The 25,794-nt window shown below is 66.9% G+C and carries 25 protein-coding genes and 2 tRNA genes; 15 read left to right on the forward strand and 12 right to left on the reverse strand.

The window, feature by feature from the left end:
• Position 1: 1 nt before the first annotated feature.
• The 3 genes from DFS13_RS06865 (at position 2) to DFS13_RS06875 (ending at position 4,537) form a co-directional block, all read left to right on the forward strand.
• Positions 2 to 2,311 carry a DNA translocase FtsK gene (locus DFS13_RS06865; RefSeq protein WP_006486612.1) on the forward strand — a complete coding sequence of 770 codons (2,310 nt, stop codon included), beginning with the start codon at positions 2 to 4 and terminating at the stop codon, positions 2,309 to 2,311.
• A gap of 46 nt (positions 2,312 to 2,357) precedes the next feature.
• Positions 2,358 to 3,047, forward strand: a complete 690-nt coding sequence (gene lolA, locus DFS13_RS06870; RefSeq protein WP_006486626.1) for an outer membrane lipoprotein chaperone LolA — start codon at positions 2,358 to 2,360, stop codon at positions 3,045 to 3,047.
• A 179-nt stretch (positions 3,048 to 3,226) separates the two neighbouring features.
• Entirely contained in the window at positions 3,227 to 4,537 is a 1,311-nt protein-coding gene (locus DFS13_RS06875) for a replication-associated recombination protein A (protein WP_006486630.1), read from the forward strand.
• 42 nt (positions 4,538 to 4,579) lie between these two features.
• Here DFS13_RS06875 and DFS13_RS06880 read toward each other — a convergent pair whose 3' ends face one another.
• Positions 4,580 to 4,846: a DUF2164 domain-containing protein gene (locus tag DFS13_RS06880; RefSeq protein ID WP_006486638.1), complete on the reverse strand. Its 267-nt coding sequence runs from the start codon at positions 4,844 to 4,846 to the stop codon at positions 4,580 to 4,582.
• A gap of 248 nt (positions 4,847 to 5,094) precedes the next feature.
• On the opposite strand from DFS13_RS06880, the gene serS reads away from it, so the two are divergent.
• Both serS and DFS13_RS06890 read left to right on the forward strand, forming a co-directional pair.
• Positions 5,095 to 6,396, forward strand: coding sequence for a serine--tRNA ligase (gene serS, locus DFS13_RS06885; protein WP_006486625.1), 1,302 nt, complete (start codon positions 5,095 to 5,097; stop codon positions 6,394 to 6,396).
• Positions 6,397 to 6,512: 116 nt separating this feature from the next.
• Positions 6,513 to 6,603 (forward strand) — tRNA-Ser (locus DFS13_RS06890).
• Between the two features lie 234 nt (positions 6,604 to 6,837).
• On the opposite strand, the gene DFS13_RS06895 is transcribed toward DFS13_RS06890, so the two are convergent.
• On the reverse strand, positions 6,838 to 7,998 hold the full coding sequence (locus tag DFS13_RS06895) for an alkane 1-monooxygenase (RefSeq protein ID WP_006496590.1): 1,161 nt from the start codon (positions 7,996 to 7,998) through the stop codon (positions 6,838 to 6,840).
• A gap of 556 nt (positions 7,999 to 8,554) precedes the next feature.
• On the opposite strand from DFS13_RS06895, the gene DFS13_RS06905 reads away from it, so the two are divergent.
• The 5 genes from DFS13_RS06905 to DFS13_RS06925 all read left to right on the forward strand — a co-directional run bounded on the left by DFS13_RS06905 (position 8,555) and on the right by DFS13_RS06925 (position 11,838).
• The gene (locus DFS13_RS06905) at positions 8,555 to 9,178 is read left to right on the forward strand and encodes a GNAT family N-acetyltransferase (RefSeq protein WP_226244688.1); all 624 of its coding nucleotides are present in this window, start codon (positions 8,555 to 8,557) and stop codon (positions 9,176 to 9,178) included.
• 169 nt (positions 9,179 to 9,347) lie between these two features.
• Positions 9,348 to 10,133: a septum site-determining protein MinC gene (gene minC, locus DFS13_RS06910; protein ID WP_006496586.1), complete on the forward strand. Its 786-nt coding sequence runs from the start codon at positions 9,348 to 9,350 to the stop codon at positions 10,131 to 10,133.
• A gap of 59 nt (positions 10,134 to 10,192) precedes the next feature.
• On the forward strand, positions 10,193 to 11,008 hold the full coding sequence (gene minD, locus DFS13_RS06915) for a septum site-determining protein MinD (protein ID WP_006486674.1): 816 nt from the start codon (positions 10,193 to 10,195) through the stop codon (positions 11,006 to 11,008).
• A gap of 12 nt (positions 11,009 to 11,020) precedes the next feature.
• Positions 11,021 to 11,275, forward strand: a complete 255-nt coding sequence (gene minE / locus DFS13_RS06920; RefSeq protein WP_006486661.1) for a cell division topological specificity factor MinE — start codon at positions 11,021 to 11,023, stop codon at positions 11,273 to 11,275.
• A gap of 161 nt (positions 11,276 to 11,436) precedes the next feature.
• Positions 11,437 to 11,838 (forward strand): YXWGXW repeat-containing protein, encoded by a 402-nt coding sequence (locus tag DFS13_RS06925; RefSeq protein WP_006486632.1) that lies wholly within the window; start codon positions 11,437 to 11,439, stop codon positions 11,836 to 11,838.
• 116 nt (positions 11,839 to 11,954) lie between these two features.
• Here the strand turns inward: DFS13_RS06925 and DFS13_RS06930 are convergent, their stop codons facing one another.
• On the reverse strand, positions 11,955 to 13,511 hold the full coding sequence (locus DFS13_RS06930) for a chloride channel protein (RefSeq protein ID WP_060213704.1): 1,557 nt from the start codon (positions 13,509 to 13,511) through the stop codon (positions 11,955 to 11,957).
• Positions 13,512 to 13,702: 191 nt separating this feature from the next.
• Here DFS13_RS06930 and waaC point away from each other — a divergent pair, with 191 nt between their 5' ends.
• Entirely contained in the window at positions 13,703 to 14,698 is a 996-nt protein-coding gene (waaC, locus tag DFS13_RS06935) for a lipopolysaccharide heptosyltransferase I (RefSeq protein ID WP_034201852.1), read from the forward strand.
• A gap of 16 nt (positions 14,699 to 14,714) precedes the next feature.
• Here the strand turns inward: waaC and DFS13_RS06940 are convergent, their stop codons facing one another.
• The 9 genes from DFS13_RS06940 to rph form a co-directional block, all read right to left on the reverse strand.
• The gene (locus DFS13_RS06940; protein WP_006486620.1) at positions 14,715 to 14,894 is read right to left on the reverse strand and encodes a hypothetical protein; all 180 of its coding nucleotides are present in this window, start codon (positions 14,892 to 14,894) and stop codon (positions 14,715 to 14,717) included.
• 104 nt (positions 14,895 to 14,998) lie between these two features.
• A complete protein-coding gene (locus DFS13_RS06945; protein WP_006486616.1) occupies positions 14,999 to 16,309 on the reverse strand; it encodes an MFS transporter in 1,311 nt (436 codons plus the stop codon).
• Positions 16,310 to 16,614: 305 nt separating this feature from the next.
• The gene (locus DFS13_RS06955) at positions 16,615 to 17,106 is read right to left on the reverse strand and encodes an energy transducer TonB (RefSeq protein ID WP_006486614.1); all 492 of its coding nucleotides are present in this window, start codon (positions 17,104 to 17,106) and stop codon (positions 16,615 to 16,617) included.
• Between the two features lie 297 nt (positions 17,107 to 17,403).
• A complete protein-coding gene (locus DFS13_RS06960; RefSeq protein ID WP_006486651.1) occupies positions 17,404 to 17,697 on the reverse strand; it encodes a hypothetical protein in 294 nt (97 codons plus the stop codon).
• Positions 17,698 to 17,927: 230 nt separating this feature from the next.
• Complete coding sequence (locus DFS13_RS06965; RefSeq protein ID WP_111441512.1) at positions 17,928 to 18,323, reverse strand: hypothetical protein; 396 nt, start codon at positions 18,321 to 18,323, stop codon at positions 17,928 to 17,930.
• Positions 18,324 to 18,464: 141 nt separating this feature from the next.
• Positions 18,465 to 18,552 (reverse strand) — tRNA-Ser (locus tag DFS13_RS06970).
• A gap of 44 nt (positions 18,553 to 18,596) precedes the next feature.
• Entirely contained in the window at positions 18,597 to 19,811 is a 1,215-nt protein-coding gene (hemW, locus tag DFS13_RS06975; RefSeq protein ID WP_111441513.1) for a radical SAM family heme chaperone HemW, read from the reverse strand.
• A gap of 34 nt (positions 19,812 to 19,845) precedes the next feature.
• On the reverse strand, positions 19,846 to 20,472 hold the full coding sequence (rdgB, locus tag DFS13_RS06980; RefSeq protein WP_006496578.1) for an RdgB/HAM1 family non-canonical purine NTP pyrophosphatase: 627 nt from the start codon (positions 20,470 to 20,472) through the stop codon (positions 19,846 to 19,848).
• Positions 20,465 to 21,205: a ribonuclease PH gene (gene rph / locus DFS13_RS06985; RefSeq protein WP_006496577.1), complete on the reverse strand. Its 741-nt coding sequence runs from the start codon at positions 21,203 to 21,205 to the stop codon at positions 20,465 to 20,467. Before rph ends, rdgB begins: the two co-directional genes overlap by 8 nt.
• 176 nt (positions 21,206 to 21,381) lie before the next feature.
• Here rph and DFS13_RS06990 point away from each other — a divergent pair, with 176 nt between their 5' ends.
• From DFS13_RS06990 to DFS13_RS07005, 4 genes are all read left to right on the forward strand, one after another.
• Positions 21,382 to 22,305: a YicC/YloC family endoribonuclease gene (locus tag DFS13_RS06990; RefSeq protein ID WP_006486665.1), complete on the forward strand. Its 924-nt coding sequence runs from the start codon at positions 21,382 to 21,384 to the stop codon at positions 22,303 to 22,305.
• 7 nt (positions 22,306 to 22,312) lie between these two features.
• Positions 22,313 to 22,996 (forward strand): guanylate kinase, encoded by a 684-nt coding sequence (gmk, locus tag DFS13_RS06995; protein WP_006486663.1) that lies wholly within the window; start codon positions 22,313 to 22,315, stop codon positions 22,994 to 22,996.
• A 58-nt stretch (positions 22,997 to 23,054) separates the two neighbouring features.
• Positions 23,055 to 23,258 carry a DNA-directed RNA polymerase subunit omega gene (gene rpoZ / locus DFS13_RS07000; RefSeq protein ID WP_006025620.1) on the forward strand — a complete coding sequence of 68 codons (204 nt, stop codon included), beginning with the start codon at positions 23,055 to 23,057 and terminating at the stop codon, positions 23,256 to 23,258.
• A 63-nt stretch (positions 23,259 to 23,321) separates the two neighbouring features.
• A complete protein-coding gene (locus DFS13_RS07005; protein WP_006496576.1) occupies positions 23,322 to 25,688 on the forward strand; it encodes a bifunctional (p)ppGpp synthetase/guanosine-3',5'-bis(diphosphate) 3'-pyrophosphohydrolase in 2,367 nt (788 codons plus the stop codon).
• The last annotated feature ends 106 nt before the right edge of the window (positions 25,689 to 25,794 follow it).

Consider the following 25,794-nt stretch of genomic DNA (forward strand, 5'->3'; position numbering starts at 1 on the left):
CATGGCAAAAGCTCCTTATTCCGCCCAGGCACAGGCGTTGCCGCACCGGATGTCGAAGCTCCTCACGGAGATCCGCTGGATTCTCCAGGTCGCGCTCTGCGCCTTTCTGGTGATGGCCCTGCTGAGCTACAGCCGGCGCGATCCGAGCTGGACGCACGCCGCCCAGGTCGATCACATCTCGAACTGGGCCGGCCGCGTCGGCGCGTGGACGGCCGACATCATCCTGCTGCTGTTCGGCCTGTCGGCCTACTGGCTGATCGTGCCGCTCGGGCGGCGCATCGCCGTCAACTACCGCCGCATCACGCGCCACGAGGCGATTCCCGACGAACCGGAGCGGCCGATCGGCTGGCTCACCGAAATCTTTGCGTTCGTGCTGGTCGTGCTCGCGTGCGACGGCATCGAGGCGCTGCGCATGTGGTCGCTGAAGGTGCAGTTGCCGCGTGCGCCGGGCGGCGTCGTCGGCGAAGCCGTCGCGGGCGCGATGTCGCATGCGTTCGGCTTCACGGGCGGCACGCTGTTGCTGCTGATCGCGCTCGCGATCGGCCTGTCGCTGTATTTCCGCTTCTCGTGGCTGTCGGTCGCCGAGCGCGTCGGCGGTGCGATCCTGTCCGCCGTCAACGTCGCGAAGCTGCGCCGCGAGGCCGAGCGCGACCGCAAGCTCGGCGAGGCCGCGGCGGTGCGCCGCGAAGGCAAGGTCGAAGAGGAGCGCGTGCGCATCGAGGACCACGAGCCGGTGACGATCGTGCCGCCGGTCGTCACGCCGGCGAAGTCCGAGCGCGTCGAGCGCGAGCGCCAGGTGCCGCTGTTTACCGACCTGCCGGGCGATTCGACGCTGCCGCCGGTGTCGCTGCTCGACCCCGCGCCGAAGACGCAGGAAGCGATTTCCGCCGATACGCTCGAATTCACGTCGCGCCTGATCGAGAAGAAGCTGAAGGACTTCGGCGTCGAGGCGAGCGTCGTCGCCGCGTATCCGGGCCCGGTCGTCACGCGCTACGAGATCGAGCCGGCCACCGGCGTGAAGGGCAGCCAGATCGTCAACCTCGCGAAGGATCTCGCGCGTTCGCTGTCGCTCGTGTCGATCCGCGTCGTCGAGACGATTCCCGGCAAGAACTACATGGCGCTCGAGCTGCCGAACCAGCGCCGCCAGACGGTGCACCTGTCCGAGATCATCGGCTCCGAGGTGTATGCGGCCGCGTCGTCGGCGCTGACGCTGAGCCTCGGCAAGGACATCGGCGGCAAGCCGGTGTGCGCGGATCTCGCGAAGATGCCGCACCTGCTGGTGGCCGGTACGACCGGCTCGGGCAAGTCGGTCGGGATCAACGCGATGATCCTGTCGCTGTTGTACAAGGCGACCGCCGAGCAGGTGCGCCTGATCCTGATCGATCCGAAGATGCTCGAAATGAGCGTCTACGAAGGCATTCCGCACCTGCTGTGCCCGGTCGTCACCGACATGCGCCAGGCCGGCCATGCGCTGAACTGGACCGTCGCGGAGATGGAGCGCCGCTACAAGCTGATGAGCAAGCTCGGCGTGCGCAACCTCGCGGGCTACAACAACAAGATCGACGACGCGGCGAAGCGCGAGGAGAAGATCCCGAACCCGTTCAGCCTGACGCCGGAAGATCCCGAGCCGCTCGGCCGCCTGCCGAACATCGTCGTCGTGATCGACGAGCTGGCCGACCTGATGATGGTCGTCGGCAAGAAGGTCGAGGAACTGATCGCGCGGATCGCGCAGAAGGCACGTGCGGCCGGCATCCACCTGATCCTCGCGACCCAGCGTCCGTCGGTCGACGTGATTACCGGCCTGATCAAGGCGAACGTGCCGACGCGGATCGCGTTCCAGGTGTCGTCGAAGATCGACTCGCGCACGATTCTCGACCAGATGGGCGCCGAATCGCTGCTCGGGATGGGCGACATGCTGTACCTGCCGCCGGGCACCGGGCTGCCGGTGCGCGTGCATGGCGCGTTCGTCGCCGACGACGAAGTGCATCGCGTCGTCGAGAAGCTCAAGGAGCAGGGCGAGCCGAACTACGTCGAGGGCCTGCTCGAAGGCGGCACCGCCGACGGCGACGAGGGCTCGGCCGGCGCGGGAACCGGCGAAGGCGGCGGCGAGTCTGATCCGCTGTACGACCAGGCGGTCGAGATCGTCATCAAGAACCGCCGCGCGTCGATCTCGCTCGTGCAGCGTCACCTGCGGATCGGCTACAACCGCGCGGCGCGGCTGCTCGAGCAGATGGAGCAGTCGGGGCTCGTGTCGGCGATGTCGTCGAGCGGCAACCGCGAAATTCTTGTGCCGGCGCGCGACGCGGAATGAGTCCGCGGCGCCCGCAGCGCCGGCCACCCAGGGAGAAAACCGCAATATGCAGCAACTTTCGTTCGTCCCTTTCCTTCGTTCGACGCGGCGCTGGCTCGGCGCGGCGCTCGCCGGCGCATCGCTGATGCTCGCGGCGACGCACGCGTTCGCGGGCGGCACCGAGCAACTGAAGGCCTTCGTGTCGCAGGTGCGTTCGGCGAAGGGCGATTTCACGCAGCAGATCGTCAAGGCGCCGGCCAAGGGCGCGAGCGCCGCACAGGCCGCACCGAAGCCCACCGACAATTCGAGCGGCACGTTCGTGTTCGCGCGTCCGGGCAAGTTCATCTGGACGTACCAGAAGCCGTACCAGCAGGTGCTGCAGGCCGACGGCGACAAGCTCTACGTGTACGACCGCGACCTGAACCAGGTCACCGAGCGCAAGCTGAACGGCGCGCTGGGCGCGAGCCCCGCCGCGATCCTGTTCGGCAGCAACGATCTCGACAAGAACTACACGCTGCGCGATGCCGGCGAGAAGGGCGGCATCGAGTGGCTCGAGATGCTGCCGAAGGCGCAGGACACGCAGTTCCAGCGGATCGGCATCGGCTTCCGCAACGGCACGCTCGCCGCGATGGAGCTGCACGACGTGTTCGGCAACGTCACGCTCTTGACCTTCACGAACATCCAGACGAACCCGGCGCTGAAGGGCGATACGTTCAAGTTCGTCGTGCCGAAGGGCGCGGACGTGATCAACGGCTGACCGGCGCCGCGCGCCGTTCTCCTGCAACGGGCCTGCCGGCGACGGCAGGCCCGTGTCGTTTCCGGGCGCGGGTAACAGGCGTGGGCACCCCCGGGCCCGGCGGCGCGCTCGCGCGGCTGTCATAATGTCGGGTCCGGCGGCCGGTTCGGCCGCTATCGTTTGATGTGGAGCGAGGGTTCATGTCCGACCTGTTTCAAGTCGAGCCGCGCCGCCCGCTCGCCGAGGCGCTGCGGCCCAAAACGCTCGCCGAGGTGATCGGCCAGACGCATTTGCTGGGCGAAGGCAAGCCGCTGCGGCTCGCGTTCGAATCGGGCAAGCCGCATTCGATGATCCTGTGGGGGCCGCCCGGCGTCGGCAAGACGACGCTCGCGCGGCTCACCGCGCTCGCGTTCGACTGCGAGTTCATCGCGCTGTCCGCGGTGCTCGGCGGCGTGAAGGACATCCGCGAGTCGATGGAGCAGGCGAAGGACACGCTGAACCGCACCGGTCGCCACACGATCCTGTTCGTCGACGAGATCCACCGGTTCAACAAGGGGCAGCAGGACGCGCTGCTGCCGTTCGTCGAGTCGGGTCTCGTCACCTTCATCGGCGCGACGACCGAAAACCCGAGTTTCGAAGTCAATTCGGCGTTGCTGTCGCGCGCGCAGGTGTACGTGCTGAAATCGTTGAACGACGACGAGATGCGTCAGTTGCTCAAGCGCGCGCAGGAAATCGCGCTCGACGGCCTCGCGTTCGACGACAAGGCGATCGACACGCTGGTCGGCTACGCGGACGGCGACGCGCGCCGCTTCCTGAACCTGCTCGAACAGGCGCAGACGGCGGCGACGTCGGCCGGGGTCGCGACGATCGATGCCGATTTCGTCAGCAGCGCGATGACGCTGAACGCGCGGCGCTTCGACAAGGGCGGCGACAACTTCTACGACCAGATTTCGGCGCTGCACAAGTCGGTCCGCGGCTCGAGCCCGGACGGCGCGCTGTACTGGTTCTGCCGGATGATCGACGGCGGCGCGGATCCGAAGTATCTCGCGCGGCGCATCGTGCGGATGGCGTGGGAAGACATCGGGCTGGCCGACCCGCGCGCGTTGCAGGTGGCGAACGACGCGGCCGAGACCTACGAACGGCTCGGCTCGCCGGAAGGCGAACTTGCGCTCGGGCAGGCCGTGATCTATCTCGCGTGCGCGGCGAAGAGCAACGCCGGCTACAACGCGTTCAACCAGGCGATGGCGTTCGTGAAGCAGGACAAGTCGCGCGAGGTGCCCGTGCACCTGCGCAATGCGCCGACCAAGCTGATGAAGGAACTCGGCTACGGCCACGCGTATCGTTACGCGCACGACGAGCCGAACGCGTACGCGGCCGGCGAGACGTACCTGCCGGACGGGATGCGCGAGCCGCGCTGGTATCAGCCGGTGCCGCGCGGGCTCGAATCGAAGATCGCCGAGAAGCTCGCCTGGCTGCGCGAGCTCGATCGCGAAGCCGGCAAGAAGGACTGACGAGGCCGCGCGGCCCGGTTCGGCCTGCGCCTCGCGGACGCGTCAGCGCTTGCGGCCCGGCTGCTGCTTCCAGTATTCGAACGGTTCTTCGTGGCATTCGATGTCGAGTTCGGCGATCCGCGCGTGCAGGCGCTCCTGCGCGTCGGCGATCGCGAGGTTGTAGATCGCCGGCGCGATTTCCTGGACGAAGAAATGCAGCAGCGCGCCGGCCTGGATGTTGCCGATCGGCTCGTCCATGTTTTCTGTGAAATAACGTTGCAGCGACGCGATCGCACGGTCGCGTACATCCTTGTCGAGTTCGATGGTCATCGGATTCCCTGGCGTGCTGTGATACGGAGCCGGCGCGCCGCCTGAATCGGTTGGCGCCAGCCGGCGCGGGCGGTTTGCGATCCGCCATGGCGCGTCGCGCGGCAATTCGCCGGCCGCCGACGCGCAGACCGGCAATGCGATACTGCCATGCTCGCCCCATTTGCGGCATTGTCCGTCCGGACGGTGCCGTGGCGGCCGCGCGGTGCGTTAGAATTCCCGTCTTACACAACGATTTTCCAAGTCCTCCCATGCTCGACATCCAGTTGCTGCGCAAAGACCTCGACGGCGTCGCCAAGCGCCTCGCCGATCGCGGCTACACCCTCGACGTCGCCGCGTTCTCCGCACTCGAAGCGGAACGCCGCGCGATCCAGACCCACACCGAAGAGCTCCAGGCGCGCCGCAACAGCCTGTCGAAGCAGATCGGCGCGATGAAGGGGAAGGGCGAGGACACGTCGGCCGTGATGGCCGAAGTCAGCGGGATCGGCGACGACATGAAGGCGTCGGAAGCCAAGCTCGGCGAGATCCAGGCGCGCCTGTCCGACCTGATGCTGGGCATGCCGAACGTCGCGCACGAAAGCGTGCCGGTCGGCAAGGACGAGGCCGACAACGTCGAGGTGCGCCGCTGGGGCACGCCGCGCCAGTTCGACTTCGAGGTGAAGGATCACGTCGACGTCGGCACGCCGCTCGGCCTCGATTTCGAGACGGGCGCGAAGCTCGCCGGTGCGCGCTTCACGATGCTGCGCGGCCCGATCGCGCGCCTGCACCGCGCCCTCGCGCAGTTCATGATCGACACGCACACGCAGCAGCACGGCTATACCGAAACGTACACGCCGTACATCGTGAACCCGGAGATCCTGTACGGCACGGGCCAGTTGCCGAAGTTCGCGGACGACATGTTCCGCGTCGAGAAGGGCGGCGCGGAAAACACGGTCACGCAATACCTGATCTCCACGTCCGAGATTTCGCTGACGAACACCGTGCGCGAGTCGATCGTCGACGGCGCCGCGCTGCCGATCAAGCTCACCGCGCATTCCCCGTGCTTCCGCTCGGAAGCCGGTTCGTACGGCCGCGACACGCGCGGGATGATCCGTCAGCACCAGTTCGACAAGGTCGAGATGGTGCAGGTCGTCGCGCCGGAAACGTCGTACGCGGCGCTCGACGAGATGGTCGGCCACGCGGAAGCGATCCTGCAGAAGCTCGGCCTGCCGTACCGCGTGATCACGCTGTGCACGGGCGACATGGGCTTCTCGGCCGCGAAAACGTTCGACCTTGAGGTGTGGCTGCCCGCGCAGAACACCTATCGCGAGATCTCGAGCTGCTCGAACACCGAGGCGTTCCAGGCGCGCCGGATGCAGGCGCGCTTCCGCAACGCGCAGGGCAAGCCGGAGCTCGTGCATACGCTGAACGGTTCGGGTCTGGCGGTCGGCCGCACGCTCGTCGCGGTGCTGGAGAACTACCAGAACGCGGACGGCTCGGTCACGGTGCCGGAAGTACTGCGTCCGTACATGGGCGGCATGGAGCGGATCGACGCGCCGGCACAGACGTCGTAACGCGGGTCTTTCGAAGCCCTCGCAAAAAATTTGCAGAAAGGGCTTGTCAGCGGCGAAGCGATCGTCTTATAATCTTTTTCTCGCGGAAACGACCAGCCGCGAAATGCAGTAAGGAAGGAGAGGTGGCAGAGTGGTCGAATGTACCTGACTCGAAATCAGGCGTACGGTTTCCCCGTACCGTGGGTTCGAATCCCACCCTCTCCGCCAAAATACGAAGCCCCTTGATCCGGCAGGATCAAGGGGTTTTTCGTTTTGGGCCGGCGGCGCGCCCGCATCGGGTCGCATCTTCGATGCAGCCCGGCTGCCTGATGAACACCATCGCCCCGTGACGAACCGGTCGTCGGAAGTCCTGACAGTCGTTGCATGGCTGCCGCACCGCGCACGCGTGCAAAACCGGCAGCCGGTGCGCCCACCAGTTTCTACGCAGCCCTCACAGAACCATCACGCCGCCGCCGGATACTGCGCCAGCACCCTGTCGCGGATCGACGGCTTGATGTTCGACTGCGCCATGTCGCCGCGATAGTGGGCGACGACGCGCGGGTTCATCACGCGATACCAGAGCGGCGGCACGTACGCGAACAGGATCATCGTCGCGTAGCCGGCCGGCAATTGCGGCGCATCGTCGAAGTGGCGCAGCGCCTGGTACGAGCGCGTCGGATTCGCGTGATGGTCGGCGTGTCGCTGCAACTGGTACAGGAACAGGTTCGTGACGACGTGATTGCTGTTCCACGAATGCTGCGGCGTGCAGCGTTCGTAGCGGCCGCTCGGCAGCTTGCGACGGCCCAGCCCGTAGTGCTCGACGTAGTTCACGACTTCGAGCAGCGACGCGCCGTAGACGGCCTGGATCACGAGGAACGGAATCACGACCTTGCCGGCCATCGCGATCGCGATGCCCCACACGACGGCGGTCATCGCCCACGCGTGCAGCACTTCGTTGCGCCAGGTCCACGGCGACTGCCCGAGCCGTTCGAGGCGCGCCTTTTCGAGCCGCCACGCCGAGCGGATGCTGCCGGTCACCGTGCGCGGCAGGAACGCCCAGAACGACTCGCCGTAGCGCGCGCTCGCCGGATCCTCGGCCGTCGCGACGCGCACGTGATGGCCGCGGTTGTGCTCGACGTAGAAGTGGCCGTACGCGACCGGCGCGAGCGTGATCTTCGCGAGCCAGCGTTCGAAGCGGTCGGTCTTGTGCCCGAGTTCGTGCGCGGTATTGATCGAGATCCCGGTCGCGGCGCCGAGCGACAGCGCGAAGCCGACATAGTCGTACCACGCGAGCGCATGCGTGCCGACGATCCACACGCACATGAAGAACGCGACGTATTCGACGAAGGTCGCGAGATAGACGATGTACCGGTAATAGCGCTCGCGTTCGAGATGCGGCACGACGGCCTCGGGCGGATTGTCGCGATCGTCGCCGATCAGCGTGTCGAGGATCGGGATCACGCCGAACGCGAACAGCGGGCCGAACCACCAGAACACATGCAGGCCCGTCGACAGCGCGAGCTGTGCAGCGAGGATCGGCAGCGTGATCGTCAGCGCGCCGAGCAGCCACAGGTAACGCTTGCCATCCGACCAGCCCGAAGCCGATTCGTCGGTCATTGCCATTGTCTCCCTCCAGTCGGCCAGCCCGCGGGCGGCCGCATGCAAGATTGTTCGAATCCTCGTGGTCCGCGACGTGCGCGGCGGCCTCCGGATCGTCGCCCGGTTCTGCCTGTTATACGACCGGTGCGCGCGCTTGCCAAACGCCGGCGTTAGGCGCGGCGCTCCAAACGGCGGGGTGCGCGCACCGCGCGCCGGGAAGGGCCGACACGCGCCGATTGAAACATGCAGGCGAGGGCGGATCGACCCGCACGGAGCGTCGCGTTCGTCGGATGAATGGCCCGGCGCGCGGCGAGCGCATGCCGGGTGATGGGGCTGCAACAAATGTTGCGTCGCAATAAAGACGGTGACGAAGGATTGGCGCAGCGTGTTTTTCGTTTGCTTATATTACGCGGCATTACGGCCGCCGCGCGGCCATTCAGCGCGACTTGAAACCGGGTGGCCATGCATGGCAAGGAGAACGGGGCGATGCGCCAAACGAGGGCGGCACGTTCACCGTCCGACCGCCTGCGTCAATGCCCCGATGCTGCACCTGCACACCGATCGACGCGTGTCGTCGCTGATGACACTTGCTGCCTTTCGATCCGCGCCGCCATTTGAAAATTACGATTTGACTCATGCCCCGCTTTCGGTTGAAGCTAATAGCTTGCTGTCCGAAGGGGGCTGTGCCTGCATGAGTTCGACCTTGACCGTTCGTCGTATCGCTGCCGATCAGGGCGGCGTGTATCGCGAACTCCGCGCTGCATCGCTGCGTGAGCCCTACGCGCCCGGCGAAGCGCCGGAGGCCGAATTGCTGACCGTCGAAGCGGACGCAGCGTCGGCGATCGCCGCGCAGCGCGCCGTGTCCGACGAGTCGACGACTTTCCTGCTGTACACCGAAGGCCATCCGGCCGGCATGATCGGCGCGTATTTCGACAACACGCCCGATCGGCGCGCGTTCGTCAGCGAACTGTGGGTCGCGCACGCGGTGCGTCACCTGCGCGGCGGCGTGCTGCTGCTGGAGACGGCCACCGCGTGGCTCGCCGAGCGCGGCGCCACCGACGTCTACGCGTGGATCGCCGATGCGAACCGCAACGCGATCCGCTTCTACGAGCGCGCGGGTTTCGGCAACACCGGCGAACATGCGCCGATCGCCCGGATGCCCGGCGCGATGAAATCGCTGTTCGTATCGCAGGTGAAGCACTGACGCGACCGCGAAACGCCAGCCGCGCGGCGCGATGACAGCCCGGTCGCCCGCCTGCCTGCCCCCCTGCCGGTCGCGCGTCCGCCCGGGTCGCCGCGACCCCGAGTCCCAAAAATAATGGCCGCACGCGTGGACGCCTGTAAAATACGCAAAAATTTTTTGCAGAGTGTCCATGTCGCTTAAAAAATCGCCATTCTTCGAGCTGCGCAGCGGATCGGTCGATACGTTGCTGTTCACCGTGAAGACGACCGATCTCGATGCGTTGCGTACCGAACTGGTCAAGCGCTTCGAAGCGACTCCCGAGTTTTTCGCCGACGATGTCGTCGCGATCGACGTCCGCCGCCTGGCTGACGGCGAACGCGTCGCGCTCGCGGACATCCGCCAGATGCTGAACGACGTGCGGATGCGTCCGGTGGGCGTCGTCGCACTGGCAACGCAGGGCTGGGCGGGGGAAGCCGGCCTGCCGTTGCTGGAGGCGCGCGATCGTCGCGCGCCGGCCGCGAAACCTGCGGACGAAGCGGAACCGGCGGCTGTGCCAGCCGTCGAGGCCGCCGCCGCTCCGGCAGCCGCAGCGGCGCCCGAACAGTCGTCGGACCCCGCGCCGACGCTCTTGCAGGCCGGAGGCCAGACGCTGGTGATCGACCGGCCGTTGCGTTCGGGGCAGCAGATTTACGCGAAAGGAGACCTCGTGGTGCTCGCGCCGGTCAGTCACGGCGCGGAAATCATCGCGGAAGGCAATATCCACATCTACGCGCCGTTGCGCGGCCGCGCCCTCGCGGGCGTGCACGGCAATCACGACGCGCGCATTTTCTGCACGTGTCTCGAACCGGAACTGATTTCGATCGCGGGTATCTATCGAACGACCGAGAACCCGCTGCCCGCCGACGTACTGGGCAAATCGGTGCAGATCCGGCTCGAAGAGGAAAAACTGATGATCGAACCGCTGCGCCTGACGTGATTCACACGGTGCGCTCCGGATCGGTCGGCTCTCATTGACGAACACAGGGTATTGGGTAAATGGCAAAAATCATCGTGGTGACCTCGGGCAAGGGCGGCGTGGGCAAGACGACGACGAGCGCGAGCTTCGCGTCGGGTCTCGCGCTGCGCGGCCACAAGACGGCCGTGATCGACTTCGACGTCGGCCTGCGCAACCTCGATCTCATCATGGGCTGCGAGCGTCGCGTCGTGTATGACCTCGTGAACGTGATCCAGGGCGAAGCGAACCTGAACCAGGCGCTGATCAAGGACAAGAAGTGCGAGAACCTGTTCATCCTGCCGGCGTCGCAGACGCGCGACAAGGATGCGCTGACGCGCGACGGCGTCGAGAAGGTGCTGAACGACCTCGTCGCGATGGATTTCGAATACATCGTCTGCGATTCGCCGGCCGGTATCGAGGCCGGCGCGCTGCACGCGATGTACTTCGCCGATGAAGCGCTGATCGTCACGAACCCGGAAGTGTCGTCGGTGCGCGACTCGGACCGCATTCTCGGCATCCTGTCGTCGAAGACGAAACGCGCGACGGAAGGCAAGGAGCCGATCAAGGAACACCTGCTGATCACGCGTTACAGCCCGAAGCGCGTGAGCGAAGGCGAGATGCTGTCGCTCGAGGACATCAGCGAGATCCTGCGCATCAAGCTGATCGGCGTGGTGCCCGAGTCGGAAGCCGTGCTGCACGCGTCGAACCAGGGTCTGCCGGCCGTGCATATCGACGGCACCGACGTCGCGGAAGCGTACAAGGACGTCGTCTCGCGCTTCCTCGGCGAGGACAAGCCGCTGCGCTTCACCGATTACCAGAAGCCGGGCCTGCTGCAGCGCCTCTTCGGCAGCAAGTAACGGAGGCCGCCCATGTCCATCCTTTCGTTTCTCCTCGGCGAGAAGAAGAAGTCCGCATCGGTCGCGAAGGAGCGCCTGCAGCTCATCATCGCGCACGAGCGGGTCGGCGGCCGGCCGCCGGCCGATTACCTGCCGGCGCTGCAGAAAGAGCTGGTCGCGGTCATCTCGAAGTACGTCCATATTTCGAACGATGACATCCGCGTGAGCCTCGAGCGCCAGGACGATCTCGAAGTCCTCGAAGTGAAGATCGAGATCCCGCAAGCCTGACGCTTGGCGCGTGTCCCTCCGCACGGCGGCGTCCGCCGCCGTGCGCGTCTTACGCCCTGTTGCACTTTCGGGCACGCCGTAACACGGCGCCTGTCGGCCGTAATCGACCTTCCCGCATTGAACGAATACGCTCGCGTGACTTGTTCAACCAGGAGGTTCCGATGGCTGTCCCTACCGTTTCCCGTCGTATCGTTTCGCTCGCGCTGTTCGCCGCGGGCCTGTCGGCCGTCGTCGCCCCGTTTGCCGCGCAGGCCGACGAGATTCTCGTCGGCACGCCCGTGGTCGCGCCGCAGGGCCGCATGGTGATCGCGGAGCCGGTCGCCGTGCGCACCGAGGAAATCGTCGTCGTCGCGCCGAATGCGCCGCCGCCCGTGCGCTACGAGGTCGTACCGGCCATGCGCGTGGGCTATGTGTGGGAGCGCGGACACTGGCGCTGGGATCATGGCCGCTACGTGTGGATCGGCGGCCACTGGGAAACCGAGCGCGTCGGCATGCAATGGGTGCCGGGGCATTGGGACCAGCGCGGTCCGAACTGGTTCTGGACGCGTGGCCACTGGGCCTGATGGAGGCGCGCGATGAAAAGAACCGCAATCGCCATCGTGCTCGTCGCGATCACGCTGGCCGGGTGCATCGTCGTGCCGGCGCGGCCGGTCTACTACCGGCCGGCGCCCGTCGTGATCTATTGAGCGTCGCGCGGGCCGTGCTGTTGCGCCGGACCGTTCGCGTCGGTCGCAGCCGGTCCGGCATCGTGCGGCGCCGGCGCATGCGCGGCGCTGTCGGCTGCCGCAGCGGCGGCCGGCTCGCTGCCATCTTCGTCGCGCAGCGTGTCGAGCGGATCGGCGGGGGCCGCGTTCGCGTCCTGGGGTTCGGTCACATCGGTCACGTTGCTCGCAGCGGCCGCCGCGGTTGCCGCGGCCGGTGCGGCGGCCGCGACGGGCGGCGCGAGATAGCGCTGCGCGAGCGTTTCGTAGAGCGGCGGCGCGAAAAAGCGCGAGACGCGGCTCGATACCAGTGCGGTCGCCATCAGCGAAATCACGAGCGCATGACCGTTGATCATTTCCATCACGATCACGAACGACGTGATCGGCGACTGCGTGACGGCGGCCAGATAGCCGACCATCGCGAGCGCGATCAGCATCGGCAGGCTCATGTTGGTGAACACCGCATGCAGCAGATTGCCGAAGCCGGCGCCGATCGACAGCGACGGCGCGAAGATCCCGCCCGGGATGCCCGGCAGATACGACGCGACCATCGACACCATCTTCAGGAACGGATAGAACACCGACAGCTGCTGGCTGCCGTCGAGCAGGCCGCGCGCTTCGGCGTAGCCGCTGCCGAACGTCGTGCCGCCGGACACGAGCCCCACGACGGCGATCGCGAAGCCGCACAGCGCGGCGAACGTGACCGGCCGCTCGCGATACAGGCCCAGCAGTTGCCCGGGCAGCCAACGCCCCGTGTTGAGCAGCAGCCAGCAGAACAGGCCGCCCGCGATGCCCGTCACGATCGCGGTGACCAGCACCGCGACCGCCAGCAGTTTCGGGAAATGGAGGCCCGTGTCGATCGTGCCGAAATACGTGTAGTTGCCGTTCAGGCCGAGCGCGACCACGCCGGCGAGGATGATCGCGGTGATCAATACGCCGCTGGCGCGCGCGGAGAAGCTGCGGGTCAGCTCCTCGATCGCGAACACGATGCCGGCGAGCGGCGTATTGAATGCGGCAGACAGCCCGGCCGCCGCGCCGGCCAGCACCAGCTGGCGTTCGATCTGCGCGTTCGAGCGCGGGTAGAAGCGCCGCAGGTTGAACATCAGCGCCGCGCCGACCTGTACCGTCGGCCCCTCGCGACCGATCGTGAAGCCGCCGAGGATGCCGAGGAACGAGATCAGTACCTTGCCGAACAGGATGCGCAGCGTCAGCAGCCGGGCGCCGAATGCGCTCGGGCGCGCATGCAGCGTCGCGATCACCTGCGGGATGCCGCTGCCCTCGGCGCCGCGGAAGAAACGGCGCGTGACCCACACCGACATCGCGGCGATCGCCGGCGTCAACAGCAGCGGCAGCCAGACGGCGTGATCGCGCATCGCGCGGAAAGTCTCGTAGCCCCAGTCGATCAACCGGGCGTACAGTACGGCGGCGAGGCCGACGACGATCGCGCCGAGCCAGAAAACACCATATTGGCGCCAGATTCGCAGCGAGCGGCGGGTGAGGGCGGGGAACAGCGAAGGAAGGGCGGGGCGCGGCATTGGCTCGGGCCGGAGGCAAAGAATGAATTATAAAAAGAACCGGATGCCAGCGGGGACGACAAACGCCCGCAAGGCGCGACAAAAATTCACAAAAGAGATGCAATTTGTTGCAAATGTAATGTTGACGTAATGTATGCGCACCGCAACCGTCGTTAGCATGCCGAATGGCCAGTCAGGAATACCCGCACATCGTGAAACGCATTCTTATCGTAAAAGTGACGTCGCTCGGCGACGTCGTCGAGACGCTGCCCGTCGTCGCCGACCTGCATCGCGCCTTTCCCGGCGTGTCGGTCGACTGGGCCGTGGACGAATCGTGTGCGGAGATCGTGCGCTGGCATCCGGGAGTGAGCACCGTCCTGTGCGCGCCGCTGCGCCGCTTCAAGAAAATGCGTAACGCCGGCGACCTGAAGGCGATCTCGGCCTCGATCGGTGCGCTGCGTGCGCACCGCTACGACGCGGTCATCGATCTGCACGGCGTCTACAAGAGCGCGATCATTGCGGCGCTGGCGCGCGCCGGGCGCCGCGTCGGTTACCGGACCCCGGATCTTGGCGAGACAGGGGCGCGTTTCGCGTATTCGCATCGTTTTGGCCCGAAGCCTGCATGCGATGCGTGGCACGGCATGCGCATCAGCGCGGGCGAAGCGCTCGGCTATGCGCCCGAGGGTATCGCCTCGTACGGGATCGAACCGCCCGACGTCACGTTGCCGCCCGCAGTTACCGAGGGTGCGCCGTTCATGCTGCTGTTCCACGCGACGTCGAATTCCGACAAGAAATGGCCGACCGGCCATTGGGTTGAACTGGCTACCCGGATGATGGCGCGCGGCTTGCGCGTGCTGCTGCCATGGGGCTCGTCGTCCGAGCATCGCGACGCGCAGGAGATCGCGATGCAGGCGCCTGGCGCGGTCGTGCTGCCGGCCATGTCGCTGGGCGAACTCGCCGCGACGATGAGCCGGGCGGCGCTGGTCATCGGTGTTGATACGGGGATGGTGCATCTGTCGCACGCGCTGCGGCGTCCGACGGTGATGATTTTCGTGGCCACCTCGCGCGCCCACTTCGGCATCGGCGGCGCACCGCACGCGCTGTCGATCGGTGAGTCCGGCGCCGCGCCGAGCGTGGACGACGCGATGAAGGCAATCGATACCGTGGGACCGGTCTACGACGTGTTGCCGGTGCGGGCGGTAGCCTGACGGCTGCCGGGCGGAGTTACGCCAGCAGCGCCTCGACCGTGACGACGGCGGCGATCGCCGCGAGATTCGCCAGCAGCGCCTCGAACACGAGGCCGCGCCAGGTCTTTGGCCGGAACCGCAGCGCGAGCAGCAACGCGCCACCCAGCGCGAGCGCGAGGATCAGGACGAGGTCGGCATTGGCGAGGCGGATATTCATCGCGGCGGCTCCTGTCGGGGCGGAATCCCCGGGCGCGCAACGACGCGCCCAGAATCGAGTATAGAGAGCCGCCGCCGCTGCACAACCCGGGTCGCCCCGGAGGGTCAGACGAGCGATGCGTCGCGCGTTTCGCGCATCAGCAGTACGCCGATCAGGCTGATCGCCGCCGCGACCGACACGTAACCGCCGACCCACGACAGGCCGCCGCGCGCAGCCAGCAGTTGCGCGATATACGGTGCGATCGACGCGCCGAGAATCCCGCCGAGGTTGTACGCGACGCCCGCGCCCGTATAGCGGACGTTGGTCGGGAACAGTTCCGGCAGCAGCGCGCCCATCGGTGCGAACGTCACGCCCATCAGGAACAGCTCGATCGTCAGGAACAGCGCAACGAGCGGCATCGACCCGCTGCCGAGCAGCGGCTCCATCGCGAACCCCGACAGCAGCGCGGCGATCGCGCCGACGACCAGCACCGGCTTGCGGCCGAAGCGGTCCGACGCCCATGCGGACAGCGGCGTCGCGAGCCCCATGAAGACGACCGCGAAACACAGCAGGCCGAGGAAGCTCTGGCGCGGAATATGCAGCGCTGACACGCCGTACGACAGCGAGAACACCGTCGAGATGTAGAACAGCGTGTAGCAGACGACCATCGCGAGCGCACCGAGCAGCGTCGGCTGCCAGTGCTGCGTGACGAGCGTCGCGACCGGCACGCGCACGCGCTCGTTGCGCTCGAGGGCCGCCTGGAACGCGGGCGTTTCGGTGATCTTGAGCCGCACGTACAGCCCGAGCGCGACGAGCACCGCGCTGACGAGGAACGGAATGCGCCAGCCCCAGCTGCGGAACTGCTCGTCGGACAGCGACAGCGCGAGCGCGAAGAACAGCCCGTTCGACATCAGGAAGCCGACCGACGGCCCCAGTTGCGGGAACATCCCGAACCAGCCGCGCTTGCCCTGCGGCGCATGCTCGGTCGCGAGCAGCGCCGCGCCGCCCCATTCGCCGCCCAGGCCGATCCCCTGACCGAAGCGCAGCACGCACAGCAGCACCGGCGCGAGCGCGCCGATCGCGTCGTAGCCGGGCACGAAGCCGATTGCGGTGGTGGACACGCCCATCACGAGCAGCGAGGCGACGAGCGTCGACTTGCGGCCGATACGGTCGCCGAAGTGCCCGAACAGGAACGAGCCGATCGGGCGTGCGATGAACGCGATGCCGAACGTGACGAATGCGGACAGCGCCTGCGCCGTCGCGGAGCCGTGCGGGAAGAACACGGGGCCGATGACGAGCGCGGCGGCCGTCGCGTACACGTAGAAGTCGTAGAACTCGATCGCGGTGCCGATGAAGCTCGCGAACACGATGCGCCGGTGGCTGACGGCGCCGGCCGAACCGGTTGCGTGTGCAACGGCCGGGGGGGATGCGGACATGGATGTCTCCGTTTTGTCGTTGGGGCGGTCGGCTGAGCGTGCGTTCGGGCAGGCGACGGCCTGCCGGGTGCAGCCGAGCAGAGGATGATGCGGATGACGCGGTGGCGGCGTGGACGCGCGCCGTGGCGCGGACGTCACCCGCCGGTCGACGATGGAGACGGGTACGTCGCCGCCGCCCGGTGCCGGCGTGGTCGGCTCGCTTGCCGGGTGGGGCGCGCGAACGCACGCGCGGCGTGATGGCCGCGCGAGTGCGGAAAATTATAGCCAGCGCCGCCGCTCACCGGCAATCGGGCTGCGGCGGCGCGTCAATCGATCGATTGCGCCTGCGCGGAGGCGGTGCTTTGCAGCTGGAAGTGGCCGTCGTCGTTGAAGAGCCAGCCTTCCATCAGTTCGAGCCGGCCGTTGCCGTCGAGCAGCCGCGACGGCGGGGCCGGCAGCGGTGCCGAGCGGCGCAGCGACGCGAGCGCGAGCGCTTCCGCTTCGCTGTCGCCGTTGCTGCGGTAGACGGATGCGTTCACCACGCGGCCGCTGCCATCGACGGTGAAGGCGACGACGACGAGCGAACGCAGCATCGCCTGCGGTGTGCCGTGCAGCATGCCGGACGGATTGCGTTCGGCGACACGATGGGCAACCTCGACGCGATACTGGTCGAGGCTGCCGCTGCGGGTGACCGACGGAATCGTCAGGACCGAGCGTAGCGACGAGGGCGGCGTGATCGTGCACGCGGCAAGCAGGGCGACGACGGCCAGCGTCGCAACACGAAGCCGCGCGACGCGCGGACGGAGAAGGGGGCGCATGAGGTGATGGCCAGGAGGGACGATAAAAAAATGATAGGCGTACCGGCGCGCGGCGATATGGGGAGAAACGCATAGCGCGCGGGACCGGTCGCTGCTATCGCTGATGATGACGGCCGGGTGCCGCGTCGTGCCGTGTACATCGCGATGTGACGCGACAGGTGACAGCGTGCGCGGTGGACGCGCCTGTTGGAGGGTTGAAAGCGATGGCGTGCAGCGTTCGTCCGGCCGGGCGACGCGGTCATCTGATGCGGCAACCTCGGCTTGCCGCGCGCACGCTGGCAAGCGATGCCGGCCGGCTCAGAAGCCGTGCGTGACGAGCGACAGTACCGACAGGTCGGGATGCGTGCCGTCGATGATGCTCTTGCCGATGTGCACGGCTTCGCGGGTGGCCTCGTCGAGGCTCGCGAAGCTTTCCTCGCCGTCCGCGTGGAACGGCACCGCATGGCCGGGCAGCGCGGGATTCACGCCCGGATGGCACACGTAGCCGGTGTAGGTATAGCGCGTGTCGCTGCCGGGCATCGCGGCCGGCACGACATGGATCTCGAAGCCTTCGTAATCGACGGGTTCCGTCGCGCTCGACAGGTCGGTCATGGCGATCTCCGTGTGCCGCGCGCAGGGTGGCGCGTGCGGCATCGAATACGCGGCGGCGTTCGTGTCGCCGTGTTGAACGAATTCTAGGCGATGGCGGGGCGGGCCGGGAGGCGTCCGGCGCGGTGCGACGCAACGACGGGCCGCTGCCGGGCCCGTGGCTCAGATGCCGCGCGAGGTTCGGCACGAACGCGCGTGCCGTTCCGATTGACGGATTCGCGCGCCGCGCTGCGTCATTGTTTGCAGCGCGCGTTCTTGCGCTGCACGACGATGATCACCGGGTATTTCTGGCCATGATCGAGCTCCACGCGCGCCACGACCGTCAGCGTCGCTGGATCGGAATCGTCGTACACGCTGACCAGTTCGTTGCGCAGATAGGTCACGCCGGTACAGTTCGACGTGCGTCCGTCGTCGCCGACCTTGCACTGGAGGTCGTTGTCCTTCAGGTAGTTGTAGGGCGACGGGCTCGCGAGGTATTCGCTCAGGCCGCGCGGCGAGCCGCCGACGCCGGTCACGTACGCAATCGCGCACGACGCCTGCGCGTCGCTGCCGGAGGCGGTGTCGGCCGCTGCATGCATGCTGGCGGCGGCCAGCACGGCGACGAGCGACGAGACGAGGAAGGGCTTCATGACGTGGATTTCCCGTTTCGCGAATCGGAGCGCCGGATTGTAACGGCATCCGGCGGGGCGCGTCGGGAAGTGCGGGGCGCACGCGCGCGGACAAACAAAAACCCCGTCATTCTGCGAATGGACGGGGTTCGGCGAACTTCCTGGCGGAAGCGGTGAGATTCGAACTCACGGACAGTTTCCCGTCGCTGGTTTTCAAGACCAGTGCCTTAAACCGCTCGGCCACGCTTCCACACGAGGCGGCATTGTAACCGAAATGCCGCCTCGTTCATTCGTTCAGTCGTCGCGCAGGAACAATTCCTGCAGGTCGTTGAGGAAACGCTGGCCAAGCGGCGTCGGCGCGATTCGCGTGAAATCGCGCGTGATCAGTCCGCGCCGCTCCGCTTCCTTCAGCGCCGGCTCGATCGTGCTCATCGGCAGGCCCGTGCGTTCCGCGAAGCTGTGCACGGGGAAGCCCTCGACGAGCCGCAGCGTGTTCAGCATGAATTCGAACGGCAGGTCGCGCGCGCCGACTTCGCGCTCTTCCTGCACGGCCGCGCCGGCCTTCGCCTGCTCGATGAAGGTCGCCGGATGCTTGTAGCGTGCCTGCCGCAGGATCCGGTTCGGGAACGACAGCTTCGTATGGGCGCCCGCGCCGATGCCGAGATAGTCGCCGAAGCGCCAGTAGTTCAGGTTGTGCTTGCACTGATGATTCGGCTTCGCGTACGCGGACACTTCGTAGCGCCCGTAGCCGGCTTCGGCCGTGCGCGCATGGATCCATTCCTGCATGTCGGCCGACGCGTCGTCGTCGGGGACCACCGGCGGGAACTTCGCGAACAGCGTATTCGGCTCGAGCGTCAGGTGATACAGCGACAGGTGCGGCGGCGCGAACGACAGCGCGGTCTCGATGTCGGTGCGGCATTCGTCGAGCGTCTGGTTCGGCAATGCGAACATCAGGTCGAGGTTGAAGTTGTCGAAGTTCTTCGCGGCGATCTCGACGGCCGCGCGTGCCTGCGCGGTGTCGTGAATCCGGCCGAGCGCCTTCAAATGCCCTTCGTTGAAGCTCTGGATGCCGACCGACAGGCGGTTCACGCCGCTTGCGCGGAACTGCGCGAACTTCGCGGCTTCGAACGTGCCCGGATTCGCCTCGAGCGTGATCTCGGCATCGGCGTCGAGCGGCAAGAGCGCGCGCACGTCGGACAGCATCCGGTCGAGACCGGCCGCCGACAGCAGGCTCGGCGTGCCGCCGCCGATGAACACGGTATGCACCTGCCGGCCCCACACGAGCGGCAGCGCCTGCTCGAGATCGGCGCGCAACGCGTCGAGATACTCGGTTTCCGGAAACCGCTCGCCTTTCCATTCGTGCGAGTTGAAATCGCAGTACGGGCACTTGCGCACGCACCACGGGAAATGCACGTACAGCGCGAGCGGCGGCAGCGACGTGAGGCGCACCTGGCCGGGCGACGTGAAGGTCGCGACGACGCGCGCGCCGGTTTCCGCGGCCTGGCTCATGCGACCTCCCGCAGCGAATGGGTGTCGGGTACGGTCATGCTTCCTCCGCGAGCCGCGCGAGCAACGCTTTCAGCGCCAGCGCGCGATGGCTGTGCGTGTTCTTCACGGCGGGCTCGAGTTCGGCGGCCGTCGCGCCGAGCGACGGCAGGTAGAAATACGGGTCGTAGCCGAATCCGTGTTCGCCGCGCGGCGTGTCGACGATCTCGCCGGCCCAGCGACCTTCGGCGAACAGCGGCTCCGGGTCGTCCGCATGGCGGACGAGCGCGAGCACGCAACAGTAGTATGCGCGCCGGTCGTCGATGCCGCGCAGTTGCTCGACGAGATACGCGTTGTTCGCCGCGTCGCCCTTGTCGCGGCCCGCGCGCTGCGCGTAGCGGGCCGAATAGACGCCCGGCGCGCCGCGCAGCACGCGCACGCACAGGCCCGAATCGTCGGCGATCGCCGGCAGCCCGGTGAGCCGCGACGCGTGACGCGCCTTGGTCAGCGCGTTCTCGATGAACGTGCCGAACGGCTCTTCCGCCTCGGGCACGGCGAGGTCGCCCTGCGGGACGATCTCGATGCCGACCGTCGAGAACAGCGCGGTGAATTCGCGCAGCTTGCCCGGGTTGTTCGACGCGAGAACGATGCGCGACAGCGGCGCGACGGTGCGGTCGTCAGGCATGGCTCGCACCCAGGACGTCTTTCTGCAACTGCACGAGCTCGGCGATCCCGCCCTGCGCGAGGTCGAGCAGCGCATTCATCTCGGCGCGCGAGAACGGCACGCCTTCGGCCGTGCCCTGGACTTCGACGAAGCCGCCCGCGCCCGTCATCACGACGTTCATGTCGGTGTCGCAGCGCGAATCTTCCGCGTAGTCGAGGTCGAGCACCGGTGCGCCTTCGTACACGCCGACCGAAATCGCGGCGACGTGATCGGTGATCGGCGAGCGCGTGAGCTTGCCGGCCGCGATCAGCGTCGACACGGCGTCGTGCGCAGCGACGAACGCGCCGGTGATGCTGGCCGTGCGCGTGCCGCCGTCGGCCTGGATCACGTCGCAGTCGATGTGGATGGTGCGCGGGCCGAGCGCCTCGAGATCGAACACCGCGCGCAGCGCGCGGCCGATCAGGCGCTGAATTTCCTGGGTGCGGCCCGTCTGCTTGCCGCGCGCGGCTTCACGGTCGCTGCGCGTGTGGGTCGCGCGCGGCAGCATCCCGTATTCGGCGGTCAGCCAGCCTTGCCCGCGCTCGCGCAGGAATTCGGGCACGCGCTCGGCGACGCTCGCGGTGCAGAGCACCTTGGTGTCGCCGAATTCGACCAGCACGGAGCCTTCGGCGTGTTTCGTGTAGTGGCGCGTGAGGGCGACCTTGCGCAGTTCGTCGGCGCGGCGGCCGCTCGGGCGGGAAACGGAAGACGTCATGGGGAAATCGCGGAAGAAGAGGAAACCCCGATTTTAGCGCCGAACGGCGGGCGCGCCCGGCGGGGTGGTCCGCAAAAATGGGATAATGCGCGCTTGCCGCCCCGCGCTTTCCGACGCGCCGGGCGCCTCGACATATCCCCCCCCGCCCGCGAGGGCACCAGACGGCGAGACGAACCATGATCTACAGCATGACGGGCTACGCGAGCGCGACGCGCGAACTCGTGACGGCCACCGGCAACGGCGGCACCAGCGTGTCGGTCGAACTGCGCACCGTGAACTCGCGCTTCCTCGATCTCAATTTCCGGATGCCGGACGACGTGCGCGCGTGCGAACCCGCGCTGCGCGAAATGCTGATGAACAAGCTGTCGCGCGGCAAGGTCGACGTGCGCATCAACCTGCAGCGCGGCGAGCAGAGCATCGGCGCGGGCGCGCTGAACCAGTCGGCGCTCGGCCAGCTTGCCGAGCTCGAGCGCGCGGTGCTCGATTCGTTCCCGGGCGTCGGCCGCCTGCGCGCGGGCGAAATCCTGCGCTGGCCCGGCGTGCTCGCCGAGAGCGGCGTGTCCGCGGAAGCGATCCGCGACGCGGTGCTCGCCTGCGGCAAGGAAGCGATCGGCGAGCTCGTCGTCGTGCGTTCGCGCGAAGGCGCGCAACTGGCGACGATGCTGCTGTCGAACGTTACCGAGATGGAGGCGATCGTCGCGCGCATCACGCCGCTCGTGCCGGAGCTGATCGCGAAGCACCAGCAGAAGATCGTCGAGCGGCTGCAGGAAGCGCTCGGCCTCGCGGCGCCGGAAGGCGGCTCGACGGTCGTCACGCGCGAGGAAGCCGCGGAGCGCATCCGTCAGGAAGTGACGATGTACGGGATCCGGATCGACATCGCGGAAGAGCTGTCGCGGCTCACCGCGCACCTGAACGAAACGCGTCACGTGATCGAGAAGGGCGGCCGCGTCGGCAAGCGTCTCGACTTCATGATGCAGGAACTGAATCGCGAAGCGAACACGCTCGGCTCGAAGGCGGCGGCGAAGGAACTCGCCGATGCGTCGATGGCGCTGAAGCTGCTGATCGAGCAGATGCGCGAGCAAGTGCAAAACCTGGAGTAACAGCAACATGACCGACCTTAACCGCGACGGCCACGCGTCGCATTCGCTGCATGGCGGCGTCTATCCCGGCAACCTGTTCATGGTCGTCGCGCCGTCGGGCGCCGGCAAGTCGACGCTCGTGAACGCGCTGCTGTCGAAGGACAGCGACATCTGCCTGTCGATCTCGTACACGACGCGCAAGCCGCGCCCGGGCGAGCAGGACGGCCAGCACTACCACTTCACGACCGTCGAGGATTTCCGCGCGCGTCACGCGGCGCACGAATTCCTCGAGAGCGCGGAAGTACACGGCAACTACTACGGCACGTCGCGCGTCTGGATCGAAGAGCAGATGAAGAACGGTCACGACGTGCTGCTCGAAATCGACTGGCAGGGTGCGTTGCAGGTGAAGAAGCAGTTCCGCAACGCGGTCGGCATCTTCATCCTGCCGCCGTCGCTCGATGCGCTCGAGGAGCGCCTGAAGAAGCGCGGCCAGGATGAACCGAACGTGATCACGCGACGCCTGCTGGCCGCCGGCAGCGAGATTGCGCACGCGTCGGAAGCGGAATACGTGGTGATCAACGAGAATTTCGAGCGTGCGCTCGCGGAACTCGAATGCATCGTCGCGGCGACGCGCCTGCGTTTTGCTTCGCAGTACGCGCGACACACGGAGCTGTTCATCGACCTCGGCGTCCATCTGCCCCACGCGGAATGACGCGGGGCACGAGGGACATAAGGTAGAATAAGGACTATATTCAGAAGGAATTACCAACATGGCTCGCATTACCGTCGAAGACTGCCTGAAGCAAATCCCGAACCGCTTCGAACTGGCGCTCGCCGCCACCTATCGCGCGCGGCAGCTCGCGCAAGGCCATACGCCGAAAATCGAAAGCCGCGACAAGCCGACCGTCGTCGCGCTGCGCGAAATCGCTGCCGGCCAGGTCGGCGTCGAGATGCTGAAGAAGGTGCCGGTGTAACGCGCATCCGGCCCGTTCCAGCCATGTAGTCCACGCGCGCAACGACTCGACCTGGAGGCGAATATGAGCACCACCCCATCGTCCGCCTCCGCGGATTCGACCACCGAAGCCACGGCCCAGTCGCCTGCGCGCCAGTACATCGACGCGGTCCTCGAACAGTCCTTCCGGCATCTGTTCGGGCCGACCGCCACGCCGGAGCAGCCGCGCAAGCACGGCGTCGTTTCGATCGCGAAACTGACCGCCGCGCTTGCCGAGTATCTCGGTCCGGACGAAATCAAAGAGGTCAAGGCGGCGTTCCACTTCAGCGACGAAGCCCACCTCGGTCAATATCGCCAGAGCGGCGAGCCCTACATCACCCATCCCGTCGCCGTCGCGGAAATCTGCGCCGGCTGGAAGCTCGACGCGCAGGCCGTGATGGCCGCGTTGCTGCACGACGTGATGGAAGACCAGGGCGTGACCAAGAACGAGCTGGCCGAGCGATTCGGCCCGAAGGTCGCCGAGCTGGTCGACGGCCTGTCGAAGCTCGACAAGATGGAATTCCGCAGCCGCGAGGAAGCGCAGGCGGAAAACTTCCGCAAGATGCTGCTCGCGATGGCGCGCGACGTGCGCGTCATTCTCGTCAAGCTCGCCGATCGCCTGCACAACATGCGTACGCTCGGCGCGGTGCCGATGGAAAAGCGCCGCCGCGTCGCGCGGGAAACGCTCGACATCTACGCACCGATCGCGCACCGGCTCGGCTTGAACAACACGTATCGCGAGCTGCAGGACATGAGCTTCGCGAACTTCAACCCGCATCGCTACGCGACGCTCGAGAAAGCCGTGAAGGCCGCGCGCGGCAATCGCCGCGAAGTGATCAGCAAGATCCTCGAGGCCGCGCAGCGCGCGATGGCCGACGCGAAGATCGACGCTGAGATCACCGGCCGCGAGAAAACCATCTACAGCGTCTATCGCAAGATGCGCGACAAGCAGTTGTCGTTCTCGCAGGTGCTCGACGTGTACGGCTTCCGTGTCGTCGTCGACAGCCCGCTCGACTGCTACACGTGCATCGGCGCGCTGCATGCGCTGTACAAGCCGGTGCCCGGCAAGTTCAAGGATTACATCGCGATCCCGAAGATCAACGGCTATCAGTCGCTGCACACGACGCTCGTCGGCCCGTTCGGCGCGCCGATCGAGTTCCAGGTGCGTACGCGCAAGATGCACGAGATCGCCGAGGCGGGGGTCGCCGCGCACTGGCTGTACAAGAACGGCAGCGCGGATCTCAGCGACGTGCAGAAGCGCGCGCACCAGTGGCTGAAGTCGCTGCTCGACATCCAGAGCGAGGCCGGCGATTCGAGCGAGTTCCTCGAGCACGTGAAGATCGACCTGTTCCCCGATGCGGTCTACGTGTTCACGCCGAAGTCGAAGATCATGGCGCTGCCGCGCGGCGCGACGGCGCTCGATTTCGCGTATTCGATCCACAGCGATCTCGGCAACCAGTGCGTGGCCGTGAAGATCAACAACGAGCTGCTGCCGTTGCGCACCGAATTGAAGAGCGGCGACATCGTCGAGGTGATCACCGCGCCGTATTCGAAGCCGAACCCCGCGTGGCTGGGCTTCGTGCGTACCGGCAAGGCGCGCTCGGCGATCCGTCACTACCTGAAGACGATGCGCCTGAACGAGTCCGTGCAGCTGGGCGAGCGGCTCGTCGACCAGAGCCTGAAGGGCTATGGTCTCGCGCTGGCCGACGTCGAGCCGGAAGTGTGGGAGAAGCTCGTGCAGTGGACGGGCAACAAGAGCCGTCAGGAAATCTTCGCGGACATCGGTCTCGGCCGTCGCGTCGCCGCGGTGATGGCCAAGCGCATCGAGGTGCTGATGAGCGGCCGCGATGCGGACGACGATCTGCCGAAGTCCGAGCGGCATCCCGCGCATCATGCGCCGCCGGTCGTGATCACCGGCACCGAAGGGATGTCCGTGCAGTTGTCCGCATGCTGCCGGCCGATTCCGGGTGACGCGATCATGGGTTACATCGGCATCGGTCTGGGCATGGCGATTCATACGACGGATTGCCGGGTCGCGCAGCGCATCCATCGCCGCGATCCGGGCCGCTGGATCGACGTCGAATGGGCGCCGCAGCCGGGCCGTCTGTTCGATGTCGCGGTGAAGGCGCTCGTGAAGAATACGAAGGGCATCTTCGCGCGCGTCGCCGCGGACATCACGTCGGCCGACGCGAACATCGTCCATATCGCGATGGACGAGGATCTGACGCACGAATCGACGGTGCTGCGCTTCGTGATCCAGGTCAGCGACCGCGTGCACCTCGCGAACGTGATGCGGCGCGTGAGAACCAATCCGGACGTGATGCGGATCATGCGCGAGCGCTCGACTGACGACGGTGCGCATGCGCGCCATGACGGCGGGATGCGAATCGAGCGCGAGCGGCAGGATTACTGACGCTGACGCGCACCCTCGCGGGTGAATGCGTTGATCGACGGACGGCGGCCGATGGCCGCCGTTTTCATTGGGGCCGGCGAAAGCGCGCGCGACGTTGCCGGTGCTT

Origin of the sequence: Burkholderia sp. 28_3, from assembly GCF_003253915.1 — a bacterium.
GTDB lineage: Bacteria > Pseudomonadota > Gammaproteobacteria > Burkholderiales > Burkholderiaceae > Burkholderia > Burkholderia cenocepacia.

Excerpts from the sequence above, each read along its gene's own strand:
- rdgB (WP_006496578.1), bottom strand. The coding sequence starts at position 20,472 with ATGCCTGACGACCGCACCGTCGCGCCGCTGTCGCGCATCGTTCTCGCG.
- DFS13_RS06940 (WP_006486620.1), bottom strand. The coding sequence starts at position 14,894 with ATGAATATCCGCCTCGCCAATGCCGACCTCGTCCTGATCCTCGCGCTC.
- DFS13_RS06990 (WP_006486665.1), top strand. The coding sequence starts at position 21,382 with ATGATCTACAGCATGACGGGCTACGCGAGCGCGACGCGCGAACTCGTG.
- DFS13_RS06930 (WP_060213704.1), bottom strand. The coding sequence starts at position 13,511 with ATGCCGCGCCCCGCCCTTCCTTCGCTGTTCCCCGCCCTCACCCGCCGC.
- DFS13_RS06955 (WP_006486614.1), bottom strand. The coding sequence starts at position 17,106 with ATGCGCCCCCTTCTCCGTCCGCGCGTCGCGCGGCTTCGTGTTGCGACG.
- rph (WP_006496577.1), bottom strand. The coding sequence starts at position 21,205 with ATGACGTCTTCCGTTTCCCGCCCGAGCGGCCGCCGCGCCGACGAACTG.
- DFS13_RS06905 (WP_226244688.1), top strand. The coding sequence starts at position 8,555 with ATGACACTTGCTGCCTTTCGATCCGCGCCGCCATTTGAAAATTACGAT.
- DFS13_RS07005 (WP_006496576.1), top strand. The coding sequence starts at position 23,322 with ATGAGCACCACCCCATCGTCCGCCTCCGCGGATTCGACCACCGAAGCC.
- DFS13_RS06865 (WP_006486612.1), top strand. The coding sequence starts at position 2 with ATGGCAAAAGCTCCTTATTCCGCCCAGGCACAGGCGTTGCCGCACCGG.
- minE (WP_006486661.1), top strand. The coding sequence starts at position 11,021 with ATGTCCATCCTTTCGTTTCTCCTCGGCGAGAAGAAGAAGTCCGCATCG.
- DFS13_RS06895 (WP_006496590.1), bottom strand. The coding sequence starts at position 7,998 with ATGGCAATGACCGACGAATCGGCTTCGGGCTGGTCGGATGGCAAGCGT.
- DFS13_RS06880 (WP_006486638.1), bottom strand. The coding sequence starts at position 4,846 with ATGACCATCGAACTCGACAAGGATGTACGCGACCGTGCGATCGCGTCG.
- rpoZ (WP_006025620.1), top strand. The coding sequence starts at position 23,055 with ATGGCTCGCATTACCGTCGAAGACTGCCTGAAGCAAATCCCGAACCGC.
- DFS13_RS06965 (WP_111441512.1), bottom strand. The coding sequence starts at position 18,323 with ATGAAGCCCTTCCTCGTCTCGTCGCTCGTCGCCGTGCTGGCCGCCGCC.
- serS (WP_006486625.1), top strand. The coding sequence starts at position 5,095 with ATGCTCGACATCCAGTTGCTGCGCAAAGACCTCGACGGCGTCGCCAAG.
- DFS13_RS06960 (WP_006486651.1), bottom strand. The coding sequence starts at position 17,697 with ATGACCGACCTGTCGAGCGCGACGGAACCCGTCGATTACGAAGGCTTC.
- DFS13_RS06875 (WP_006486630.1), top strand. The coding sequence starts at position 3,227 with ATGTCCGACCTGTTTCAAGTCGAGCCGCGCCGCCCGCTCGCCGAGGCG.
- gmk (WP_006486663.1), top strand. The coding sequence starts at position 22,313 with ATGACCGACCTTAACCGCGACGGCCACGCGTCGCATTCGCTGCATGGC.
- minD (WP_006486674.1), top strand. The coding sequence starts at position 10,193 with ATGGCAAAAATCATCGTGGTGACCTCGGGCAAGGGCGGCGTGGGCAAG.
- minC (WP_006496586.1), top strand. The coding sequence starts at position 9,348 with ATGTCGCTTAAAAAATCGCCATTCTTCGAGCTGCGCAGCGGATCGGTC.
- lolA (WP_006486626.1), top strand. The coding sequence starts at position 2,358 with ATGCAGCAACTTTCGTTCGTCCCTTTCCTTCGTTCGACGCGGCGCTGG.
- DFS13_RS06945 (WP_006486616.1), bottom strand. The coding sequence starts at position 16,309 with ATGTCCGCATCCCCCCCGGCCGTTGCACACGCAACCGGTTCGGCCGGC.
- DFS13_RS06925 (WP_006486632.1), top strand. The coding sequence starts at position 11,437 with ATGGCTGTCCCTACCGTTTCCCGTCGTATCGTTTCGCTCGCGCTGTTC.
- hemW (WP_111441513.1), bottom strand. The coding sequence starts at position 19,811 with ATGAGCCAGGCCGCGGAAACCGGCGCGCGCGTCGTCGCGACCTTCACG.